8 protein-coding genes and 1 pseudogene are annotated in these 11,645 nt (G+C 57.8%); 7 read left to right on the forward strand and 2 right to left on the reverse strand.

Features of this window, described 5'->3' with window-relative positions:
• Window positions 1-132 precede the first annotated feature (132 nt).
• The 7 genes and pseudogenes from BSG09_RS15920 (at window position 133) to BSG09_RS21370 (ending at window position 9,364) form a co-directional block, all read left to right on the forward strand.
• Window positions 133-1,902, forward strand: coding sequence for a transposase (locus tag BSG09_RS15920; protein ID WP_092934829.1), 1,770 nt, complete (start codon window positions 133-135; stop codon window positions 1,900-1,902).
• A gap of 201 nt (window positions 1,903-2,103) precedes the next feature.
• A complete protein-coding gene (locus BSG09_RS15925) occupies window positions 2,104-3,213 on the forward strand; it encodes a FecCD family ABC transporter permease (protein ID WP_092934838.1) in 1,110 nt (369 codons plus the stop codon).
• Window positions 3,213-4,073, forward strand: coding sequence for an ABC transporter ATP-binding protein (locus BSG09_RS15930; RefSeq protein ID WP_092934840.1), 861 nt, complete (start codon window positions 3,213-3,215; stop codon window positions 4,071-4,073). The genes BSG09_RS15925 and BSG09_RS15930 overlap by 1 nt, the downstream gene beginning before the upstream one ends.
• Window positions 4,074-4,121: 48 nt before the next feature.
• Complete coding sequence (locus BSG09_RS15935) at window positions 4,122-5,240, forward strand: ABC transporter substrate-binding protein (protein ID WP_092934842.1); 1,119 nt, start codon at window positions 4,122-4,124, stop codon at window positions 5,238-5,240.
• Between the two features lie 58 nt (window positions 5,241-5,298).
• Window positions 5,299-6,408: an ABC transporter substrate-binding protein gene (locus BSG09_RS15940; protein ID WP_092934845.1), complete on the forward strand. Its 1,110-nt coding sequence runs from the start codon at window positions 5,299-5,301 to the stop codon at window positions 6,406-6,408.
• A 216-nt stretch (window positions 6,409-6,624) separates the two neighbouring features.
• A complete protein-coding gene (locus BSG09_RS15945; RefSeq protein WP_092934847.1) occupies window positions 6,625-9,099 on the forward strand; it encodes a DUF5059 domain-containing protein in 2,475 nt (824 codons plus the stop codon).
• Window positions 9,100-9,153: 54 nt separating this feature from the next.
• Window positions 9,154-9,364 (forward strand): annotated as a pseudogene (locus BSG09_RS21370) (zinc ribbon domain-containing protein).
• Between the two features lie 46 nt (window positions 9,365-9,410).
• Here the strand turns inward: BSG09_RS21370 and BSG09_RS20920 are convergent.
• Window positions 9,411-9,569, reverse strand: coding sequence for a CBS domain-containing protein (locus BSG09_RS20920; RefSeq protein WP_149782370.1), 159 nt, complete (start codon window positions 9,567-9,569; stop codon window positions 9,411-9,413).
• Window positions 9,570-10,294: 725 nt separating this feature from the next.
• Complete coding sequence (locus BSG09_RS15960; protein ID WP_092934851.1) at window positions 10,295-11,509, reverse strand: COG1361 family protein; 1,215 nt, start codon at window positions 11,507-11,509, stop codon at window positions 10,295-10,297.
• Window positions 11,510-11,645: the final 136 nt, after the last annotated feature.

Consider the following 11,645-nt stretch of genomic DNA (forward strand, 5'->3'; position numbering starts at 1 on the left):
CTGAGGGCGAAGTAGAAAGGGGTCCGGTCAGACGGCTTATGGGCTACGCGTAGGCAGTGAAAAACTTACTGAAATTATATTGAAAAGCTATACGTCACTTCAGCTCGAATAGTCGCAGTATTGGGGTAAGACGTGTTTAAAGAGAATAATGAGTATCAGCAGGAAGCACTGTTTTCGCCTGTAAAAGACCTACAATCCGGACTAAAGACGAAGTTACAGAATCACTGGTCTACTCATTTCTACGAACATGTCTTCACCCAGATTGATGAGAAGAAGTTCGGCCAGCTATACCATGACGGGTATAGCCGGCCGAACAAACCGGTCAACGAGTTGGTTTCCCTGGAAATCATCAAGCACCTGCTTGGGCTATCTGATGAGCAGCTCGAACACGCCTATCTGTTCGATTTTCGCGTCAGGAACGCGCTAGGGAAGGAAACGCTCGGTGACAACATCTGTGCGAAAACGTTCACCAATTTCCGCCGACGCTTACTGGAACACGAAGAAGAGACTGGTCAAGACCTGTTGCACGAGGTTTTCCAGGATCACCGAAGCTACCTCCAAGACGAGTTCGAGATCGATGCCAGTACCCAGCGAATGGATTCGACGTTTATCGAGGCTAACATCAAGCAACTCTCCCGAATCGATCTCATCGCCAAAGTCGTTCACAACTTCCTGGACGATCTCCCCGACGAGATCGTCCAGGAACTCCCTGCCGGACTAGACGAATTCGCCGATACGGAGAACCTGGAGCTATCCTATGAACTGGAGCCAGGTGAGATCAACTCGACCATGGAAACACTCATCGAGCATGCTACTTGGTTGATCGACAGGTTCGAAGAGGAGCAAAACTACGCTGAACTGGAGAGTTTTGCTCATCTCCAGCAAATCCTCGACGAACAGTGCTACCGCATTCCTGAACTCGAAGACGATGACCGTGATCACGATGAAGACGACGATGACGACCATCCCGGTGACTCGCCGTCACCGGGATGGGAACCACTTAGAACCTTCACATCCAGCGAGGGAGAGACAGGCCACGAGCAGGCCAGTGATGAGCCAGCCCAGTCCAATGAGGACGACCACGAGCAAGATCGCGTCGGGCTGAAAGAGCCCGACGAGATCAGTAGCGGGTCGATGCAAAATCCCCACGACGTGGATGCGACTCACCGCCGGAAGGGCGGTGAGTCTTTTTGCGGCTACAAAGCGAACGTCGCTGAGACCTGTGGCGGAGAGAACCCATTTCGACTGATCACGACGATTCGCGTTGACACGAACAACACAGACGATGGTGATCTGTTAGCCGAAGACGTGCCAGAATTGCCGGAGGAGACCGGGTTAACGGATCTCCTCGTTGACGGTGGCTACACGCACAAAGAAGTAGAGGCGTGCTGCGATGATCATGGGATCACGCAGCACTTCACGGGACTAACCGGGCAGCGGCCTCCTGCAGAGAAGTTATCGCTAGCGGATGCAGAGTGGGACGACCACCGAATGGTTGCGTGTCCCGCCGGACACGAACCATTCGAGCAGCGGTACATGCCCGAGAGTGGTCGTATCTCAGGGCGAATGGGGAAAGAGTTCTGTGAAGACTGTCCACACAGGGAGAATTGCTTCGTCCGGGAGAAACAGAAGTTCTACAGTTACGGCTTCTACGAGCGGAAATTAGCACTTGCTCACCGACGCAAGCGGTTGGATAATCCAGCAGAGAAGGAGTTTCTGAACTTACGCGCTGGGGCTGAGTCGTTGGTCAATGAGGTGTATTACCAGGATGGGGAGAAAGCACGGTTCACGGGGACGATTAAGGTGAAGAACGCGTCGATAGCGAAAGCTATCGGGACGAATCTCAAGCGAGCCTCACGATTCTTGGAATCGGAGGCGAAGCGGGAGCACTCAGCGGGATAGCCGGAGGAGAATGGAATTTTCTCGGCTCGGAAGTTGGATTCATCGAGTTGGTGAGCAATTCAGCAAATCAGTCGTCGTGATCACTCGGGGTGTTCCCGGCGGAACACCCCTTTCTCCTGTGCCCTCAGTGACTGCACCAGTCATCAATGTGGCCACCTAAAACCACAACTACTAAAAGTTTTTAGGCGCGCCTAAACACAGATGGCAGAAACACAGTCGGTTAGTGGTCAGACACCCGCCCAGCAGCGAGCGGGATGGGTTACGGGGACGCTTATCCTCTTTTGTCTGGCGAGTACGATCATCACCGCCATCGCTGGGCTTGTTCAGGTGAGTTTCGGAGAGTACTCGATGACGTTCCTCGAGGCCTGGCGGGCAGTGTTCAATCCTAACGTGATCTTGAATGTCACCGCGTGGTCAGCGTTTCTGTTCGGGACGGAGCTTCCGGAGATGAGTACCGCGAGCATCGTCGTGTGGGAACTCCGAGTACCGCGCGTGTTCGTGGGGATCATCACTGGGGCGACGCTTGCGGTCTCCGGTGCGATCTTCCAGGCCGTAACGCGCAACGAACTGGCGAGCCCCTTCGTGTTAGGAGTTAGCTCCGGCGCTGGGTTCGCCGTCTTGGCGACGCTGATCGTTTTCAGCGGGCTCGCGTCGGTGCTGCCACTCATCGCGACCCTGGGAGGTGCGGTTGCATTTATCATCGTCTACACGATCGCTTGGAAGGGTGGCACGAGTCCCGTCCGTCTCGTTCTCGCCGGCGTCATCGTCAACATGGTCTTTCAATCACTCCAACAGGGGCTGTTCTTTTTCGCTGACGACCTCGGTGTCGTCCAGACGGCAGTCGCTTGGCTTACGGGATCACTGACGGGGACCGGCTGGGACGAGGTCAGAATCGCGATCCTCCCAGCGCTCCTCTCGTGTGCAATCGCGATCGGTGGAGCGCGACAGCTAAACGTGTTGATGCTGGGCGAACGGACTGCCCGATCGCTCGGGATGCGCGTCGAACGGACTCGCTTTCTCCTCTCAGTCGTTGCCATTCTGGCTGCAAGCGCTGCGATCGCTGTCGCCGGGATTGTCAGCTTCTTCGGACTCGTCGTCCCGCATATCGTTCGAAATACCGTCGGCGGTGACTACCGACGGCTGATACTCGGTTGTCTCTTCGCCGGCCCTGCACTGATGGTCGTCGCCGACGTCGGTGCACGTCTCGCGCTGTCTGGCACCCAGCTTCCCGTCGGCGTTGTCACCGGACTCGTCGGCGGCCCATACTTCCTCTATCTGATGCGCAAGCAACAATCGATGGGTGAATTATAATGGCACGCACACAGGACCACGAACGCGAACAGGACCGGATCACTGACGAGGACGGCGTTGCCATCGACAGCGCACTCGTCGGTGAGAACCTCGAGTTGAGCTACCCGACGAGTGAGGAACCGATCGTCGACTGTGCACGCCTCGATATCCCCGAGGAGGCGGTGACCGCACTCGTCGGCCCGAACGGCAGCGGGAAGAGCACACTGCTGAAGGCGCTCTCGAACCACCTCGAGCCGGAGACGGGAACGGTCCGAATTCATGGCGACGACCTCGACTCGTTCAGTCAGAAAGCACTGGCGCGCGAACTAGGTGTCCTCTCACAGGAGAACGACTCGCTGGGCTCGATCTCCGTCGAAGATCTCGTCTATCACGGCCGGTACCCCCACCGTGGATTCTTCGACAGCGTCAGTGAAACGGATCGCGAGGCAGTCGAACGCGCGCTCGAGTTGGCGGGTATCGAACACCTCCGAAACGCCGAACTCGGGCAACTGAGCGGTGGGCAAAAGCAACTGGTCTGGATTGCGATGGTGTTGGCACAGGACACCGATGTCCTATTGCTCGACGAGCCAACGACGTTTCTGGACGTTCACCACCAGTTTCGCGTCCTCGAGACGATCCGTCAGCTAAACGAACAGAAGGGGGTCACCGTCGCTGTGATACTCCACGATATCTCGCAGGCAGCGCGTTTCGCCGACTATCTGATCGCGATGTGTGACGGCGAACTCTACGACTGGGGGCCGCCCGAAGAGGTCGTCACCGAACAGTTGCTCGCCGACGTCTTCGGCATCGAAGCGACCGTCAGGTACGAACCCGAACTACAGGTCCTCCCGAAGCGTTCGTTGCCGAATCGCCGGTTGTAGTGGCTCCGTTCGGAACGTTTTTGTATTTTTAGGCCAGCCTAAAATCTGATGGAGACTGACGCGAGACGGACGAGACGCGGGGTACTGAAAACGGGGGCGGCAATCGCCGGACTCGGCATAACCGCCGGTTGCCTTGGTGATTCTGGGTCATCGAATGACAGAGCGGATGGAGAACACGGACATTCCGTTACCATGGAGCCCGTTGGTACCGTCGAGTTCGATACCGTCCCAGAACGGTGGGTACCCTACACAGGAGATTACGCCGACATGGGCGTTGCACTCGGGCAGGCTGATGGACTGGCTGGCATCGGCCTCCGGAGTCGGTTCGCCGCACACCACTACGACGAGTTGCCGGGCGTCTCGGTCGAGACCGACGAACTCACACAACTCTGGCAGGGCGGTACCGACCGCGAAACATTCTACACTATCGATGCGGATGTCCACCTGATCGACCCCAACTTCATGATCAATCGACTCGGCTGGAGCCAGGACGACATCGACGGGATCGCGCGAAACGTCGCGCCGTTCGTCGGCAACACGATCTTTTCAGCCAGTTACGACTGGCACGACTATTCCCGCTACACGCTGTACGAAGCCTTCGAAAAGGTAGCCGCAGTGTTTCAGGAACGGGAGCGCTATGAGGCGTTCGAACGACTCCACGAGGACGTCATCGCGAACGTGCAGTCACGACTACCTGACGAGCGGCCCACCGTTGCAGTGCTCGTTCCTGCGTCCCAACAACCAGAGGCGTTCTATCCGTACCTCATCGACGAGGGAACGCAATCCAAACACTGGAACGACCTCCGTGTCGAGGGTGCGCTGGCGAAAAACGGCATCGCCGACGCGCAAGCAACCGGCGGAACCATCGATTACGAGACGCTTCTCGAGATCGACCCCGACGTCATCGCGATCAGACAACAGGGAGCCGTCACCGACGCGGCGTTCGAGGACGGGATGGTTTCGTACCTGCGAACCCACGACACCGCGAGAAACCTCCGAGCGGTCCAGAACGATCGCGTCGTCTACGGCGGGATGACCTACCAGGGACCGATTATCCATCTCTTCCAGCTCGAGCGGGCCGCACAGGGAATCTATCCTGACGAGTTCGGCGACGAGGAGCTGTTCGACCGACAGGCGGTCGCTGACATCGTCACTGGCACGTTTTAGGACAAACGATCGCCTGGCTTCGAAACGCTTTTCAATTTTTAGGTTAGCCTAAAAGCTGATGAACGGAGAAAACAGTTGGACGAGACGAAACGTACTTCGAACGAGTGGAGTTGTCGCTGGCGTGAGTACAATGGCCGGCTGCATCGGCGGGAGCGGAACGTCAGACGACGACGCTGCGTACACGGTGTCGATGCCGCCAGTCGGCGAAGTTGAGTTTGACAGCGTCCCGAAGAAATGGGCGGCCAATAATGGTAGCTGGGCCGATATGGGGATTGCACTGGGTCAGGAGCCGCCCGAAGCCCTGTATCTCGCCAGTCGCTATCACACGCAGTACTACGACGATATTCCTGGCGTGAGCGTGGATAAAAGCGATATGACATCGCTCTGGGAAGGAGAACTGAATCCGGAGGAATTCCTCGAGTTGAGCGAGAGCGTCGACCTCTTCGTCAATGATCCGAACTTCATCCTCGGTCGAACCGACAGCTGGGCCCAGGAGGATATCGACCGAATCGAAGCGACGGGGACGCCTTTCTTCGGTAACAACATCTTTTCGACCGGCTACGGGTGGCACGACTACGACTACCTCTCGCTGTACGAAGCCTTCGAGAAGCTGGCGCAGGTCTTTCAGGAAACGGAGCGATACGAGGCCTTCGCGAGCCTCCATGACGAGTTCCAGTCGAACGTCACTGATATTGTCCCACCGGAGAGCCAGCGACCGAGCGTCGCCATCATGTGGGCCACCGAAAGCGATATGGGATCGTTCTCGCCGTACCTGATCGGCGAAGGAACGAGTTTCAAGCAGTGGCGTGACCTCAAGGTCACGGACGCGTTCGCCAATACAGACGTGCGAGACTTCCACAACACGCGTGGTTCAGTCGACTACGAGACACTGCTCGAGATCGATCCAGAGATTATTCTGTTCCGCGGACAAGAATCGAAGACCGCCGAGGAGTTTCAGAACGCGATCGTCTCCCAGATGAAAAACGACAGTGTCGCCAGCGAGCTAACGGCCGTCCAGAACGGCGATGTCTACCGAGGTGGGCCGCTTTATCAGGGCCCAATTACGAACCTCGTTGTGACCGAGCGGGCAGCCAAACAAATCTATGACATTGAGGTGGACCTCTACGACCGGACGGAAGTTAGCGACATCGTCAACGGCGACTACTAGACCCATCGAGTGTGGGACTCGAGTCGTTTCGGCAGAACTGTCCCTCCCAACGGCGTCTACCCAGTCGGGAACGGAGCTGGTGGGTCGGCGGCCGGCACCGACGGTCACTGTTCGATTCGATTGATTTAAAAATCCCTCGTCAGAATCAGTATTGCACCACTGTTTTGGCTGGCCTAAATCGAATGAGTTATCAAGTTTTAGGCGAGCCTAAAAAATATGCGATCAAGCAGACGGGAGCTATTGGCAGCGAGTACGGCCGCAATTGCAGCTGGACTTGCCGGCTGTAGCGCTTCGGGAGAGGATGGGGACAACACGACAAAAACAGCCTCACAGGGAACCGACGAGGCAGAGACGGCCGCGTCAGTGAATGCGGCTGTCAGCGCAGAGTGGAACGCGATGCGCGCCCGTGTCTGGGATTCCCTTTCGCTGGGCGTCGCCGATGAAACGGGTGCTGGCGCATCGGTCGCTCAGCAGACGTTTGCCCGGTTCGAGCAAGCCTCCGGGGAGTACGGTGCTCACGAGATGCTCGAGGCGACGAGTGAATCGAACTACGAAGCGTTCGAGGAAGCGCTGGATGAGCTCCGAACGGCAGGACTCCAGGCCGGAAACATCAGTCGCGCTCGCGAGGAGACAGCTATCGCGAGCACGCAACTCGCCGAGGTCCAGCAGGCACTCGCTGGCGAGACGACGGCACAGCTACTCGATCTGCAGTTGTTCGGGGTTACCATCCAGAACGCCGCGTTCCTCGCGGCCTCGGGGAACTTCGAGGCGGCACAAACCACCGCAGCAAACGTCCTGAGTCGTTTCGAAGAGGCGCCGGTTCACGATGCACTCCCATCGGCCGACAGTGAAGCCTACGCTACGTTCGAGAGCGCTGTCGCGGCGGTCGAATCGGCTGCTGGGAACGAGAATAGCGAGAGTGTCCAGAAAAACGCCAATGAGGCGTTCGAGGCGGCGATCGATGGCAGCTACGCGATTGCTGACAACGAGTCCGCTGCGGGTGCGGGGCATATGGCAGCGCTCCAGGCCCAGGGCTGGGATGCGGCGGCACTCGCATCGATGGGTGGCCCCTCTTCGTCGTTCGCACACGCTGCCGCATTGAATATCTATCGCGCCCGCGCGTACGACTGCCAGTGGCTCGCTGCTCGTGGCGAGACCGACCGGGCTGCGACGATGGCGAGCGACATTTTCGCCCACTTCGAAGGCGCACGAGCACACGAAGCACTCGAAGAAGCCGACGGTGACGCCTACGAAGGCTTCGAAGCCGGACTCTCGGATCTCCAGTCCGCGATCAAGAACGGAAACGCGTCCGATATCGACGCTGCTGTCGAAACGGTTGATTCGAATCTTGTGGCCGGGATCGAGGCACTCGCCGGCGCGAACGCACCGCTTCTCGAGGCAGCGTTCTTCCGAGCACGGTTCGATGACGCCCGTGAACTGTATCGCTTGGGTCAGAATACCGTCGCTGCCTCGATCGCAGAGGACCTCTTCGAGCGGTTCGAACAAAACGAACTCGAGGTTCACGAGACGGTCGAGTCGACCAGCGAGGATCTCTACACCCAATTCGAGGAAGAGCATCTCAGCGGTCTGATCGACGCGTTCAAGAACACGAACGACTCCGGTGTCGAAACCCATTACGAGGGAGTCCAGTCGACGCTACTGGAGTTCGAAACGATGGCCGGCAGCACCGCAACGGTGAGCGGTGCCGAGGGTGGCTACATGGCCGCTCGCGGCTTCGACGCAGCCGTCCTCGATACGCTTGGAAATGACAGTCGAGCACAGGCGATCGCTCAGGACGCGTTCGAACACTTCGAGTCCGGCGCGGGCGGCTACCACGAGGCGCTCGAGGAGGCGGACGAATCGACCTACGAGACGTTCGAAGAACGACTCGGCGGGATCTCCACGGCTGCCAGCAACGGCGACGACGTGTATCCTGTCACAAAGCAGTTCAACGCGGAGGCGCTGGCGTCGGTTTACGCCATCGTCAGCAGCAGTGGTGGCTCACACACCGAGGCTGCCGCGGCCGTAATGCAGGACGTGTTCGGTCACTTCGAGGAGGCTCGCGTCCACGAACTGATCGAGGAGGCCGATCACAACGCCTACGAAACCTTCGAGGCACAACTCGACGCCTACATCACTGCGCTCCAGGAGGACGGCGACATTGGTGGGGCAGCTGAGTCGTTCGCAAACGCCTCGCAGTACGCGCAATTCGCACTCGTCGACAGCGTCGAAAAGCTCCCTCTCGATCTCGACCTAGCCGGAGCATCGGGCGGCTCACACTCGCACTCCCACTCGGACGACGGTCATGGTAGTAACGCAGACCTCCAAGGCGGTCCAAACGTTGTCGAAGGTGTCCCCGAGAACGCTGATCACGTCATCGACATGACTGCCGTCGCATACGAGCCGGCAGAGATCACGGTCTCGAAAGGTGACAAGGTGGCCTGGACCTACGCGAGTGGCGAAGCGCACTCCGTGACCGCGTATGAGGACAAGATTCCCGACAGCGCCGGATACTGGGCGTCGGGTGGCTTCGACTCGCAGTCCGCAGCAGAGACCGGCTGGGAGAACGGGAAGGGTGCCGTCCAACCCGGTCAGTCATACGTTCACACCTTCGAGGCGACGGGGACACACGAATATTACTGTATTCCCCACGAAGCCGCTGGGATGGTCGGGAAAGTCATCGTCGAATAGGCGCTCTGATCCAGTCGGCGACTCGCTCATGGTGGCTCGAGAGAGCGTAGGCGTCTGAGGACGACGAAGGAGTGCCCCTCGTGTGGGTTTGAATGTGACCGCGACGCAAACGCGGCGATAAACGTCCTCAGTGCGGTTTTTCTGAATTAGGGCTGAGATGGCCCGAAGACATCCTGTGGAGACTGCGCTCCCCACGGACACCACTCAGGTATCTGCAAAGCACGTTTGTCGAGGGAACCTCGATAGGCAGTCAGGCGAAGTCTGACAACGTCGTGGAAGCAGGAAGACTCGGGGCTTGACCCTGAGGCGATTCACGTATGTTCGTCTGGCGGGACTTCAGCTTCGACGAGATTGCTGAGCAGCTTGAGTCCTCGACCGAAGAGCACGACAAAGTCGTCGAACGTGACGATCCCGGTAACCTGTCCATCTTCATCAGTGGTTGGAATTCGGCGGATATTTGCGTCCATCATCACACAATTCACATCGAAAATACCAACTCTCCGTCTCCACTGTGACGGGATCATCGCTCATTACGTCGGCAGCGGTCGCTGTCGTGGGAATCAGAACCGGCCAACGGTGGCACTGGAGTGCTGTTACGGTTGGCCGTGATGAATGTGCACACGGAAAATGCGAACTACAGTGTGATAAGTGTGAGTTTGACCAGACGTTCACGGAGCGGGCTGGTGCGAACTGGGCTGCCAGTAATCACGAGGCTGATAACCCAACCCATCGGGTGACCACCCGAGACACCCAGCCTGCCTGAGCCACACAGTGAGTTGATACACCCGGAGCGCAGTCGCCACAGACACTCGAAAATTATGTAGTGATTTTCGCAGCCCGTCAGAATCACGAAGCGATTTTGAAGACGATGATTCGGAGTGTCTTGCTCCTCCTTCCTCGAGACTGTGAGAAAAGATTCCATACGCGCTGGATCCCTCGCTGCTCATGCCTGCGCTACGATTGGCGGTTGCTGATACTGCCGGACAAAACGGTTCAGACACCGATCGCACTCGAGACGCTGTCGCCGACGGCGACAGCCGTCGAGACGCGATCGAGTATTCACTGACTTTTGTCCGGTAGTATGAGAAAGGGGTGTAGCGCCTCAATTCAGTGAAAGCGAGAGTGTTTGCCTCACGGTTCTGGACGCATGTTCAGGCTGTCTCGATAGCTACCTTCTATCAGCAACCCCACTTGGTCACCGGTCCCACTGGCGATAGCCAACGAGGCCAACACTGAGGAGGCCGATAAGAACGAGACTGACGCCTGTAAACGGAAGGCCACCGAACCCACCAGCTGCGGTGATCGACTGTTCACCGTTGGTACTGGTTTGAGACTTCGTTGCAGTCGATTCCGTAACCTCGACGGTTTGGCTCGTCTGCGCTGTGCGGTCGCCGACCGTGTACGTCGCCTCGAGCTCAGCAGTCCCGACCAGTGCATTGGTGGCCGGAATCGTCACTGTCTCAGCAGACGCTGCGTCGACAGTCCCGATCGTCGCATCCGGCAACTGAGTGTCGCCTCCTTGCCCCGAAATCGATACATCGCTAACTGGGGCGTTCCCCTGATTGGTGACTCGGTACTGAAGCACTGTCGATCCGTTTTGCTCGAGGACTGAGGCGTACAGACCGACGTCTTCGCGTAACGGTTCGACTTGAATCGACCGAGTGGCCGTTACTTGACTTCCACTATTGTACGCCAACGTCGCCTCGAGGCTGTTAGAACCGATTTTCTCAGGCTGGACGTTGAAATCGAAGGTCGTCATATTTCCAGCACCGAGCGTCGGACGAACCCGCGTTGGGTCTTCGACAGTTCCGTTGCCCTCGAGCCGGAGCACGAGATCAGTCAACGCGTTGTCGTCGCCGTTCGAGACCGTTACTGTGGCCGGGACGTCGGACCCAGCGACTGCACGGTCAGTACTGATCTGCAGCTGTGGTTCCGTCACTGGATTGGACGAAGGTTCAGAGACGCTGACGTAGACGGGCCGCTTGATAACACCGATCTTCTGCGTACTCCCGTCTGCATCTGTTCTGATTCCGCGTACTTTCACCATCAAGCGCTTTTCGCCCGCGGTGTCGAACGTCGTCTGAAGCGGGACATCGATACTTTCCCCGGCTGCGATGACGCCGAGGTCGCCCGCTTCGTCGACCCGTCCCTGATCAGGAGCCGTTAGAATAACCTGCGTGATCTCGAATCCCCCGTCTTGCTGACTCGAGAGGCTGACTGTCGGCGTGACTGTGACAGCCTCACCAGTTGTCGGTTCGTCGTTCGAAACTGTAACGTCGGAAACGGTGACGTAGATATCCGATGACGACGCGGTAGTGAGTCCGACTCCGGCAAGTAGCGAACAACAGAGTATACCGACGACAAATACCACACGTAGCTGTGCTAACCCGTATCGCTCTGATTGTGACATGCAAGATTTAGGCTCGCCTAAAACAATTAATCTCTTTCGGTTTAGGTCGGCCTAAACCAATGTCTGATTCGCTTATTTGACTGTCGAATCGGTAGGGTTCCTCACAGTGACCCAGCATCGGTAAGCACATACTAGA

This window comes from Natrinema hispanicum, assembly GCF_900111485.1.
In the GTDB taxonomy this organism is placed as follows: domain Archaea; phylum Halobacteriota; class Halobacteria; order Halobacteriales; family Natrialbaceae; genus Natrinema; species Natrinema hispanicum_A.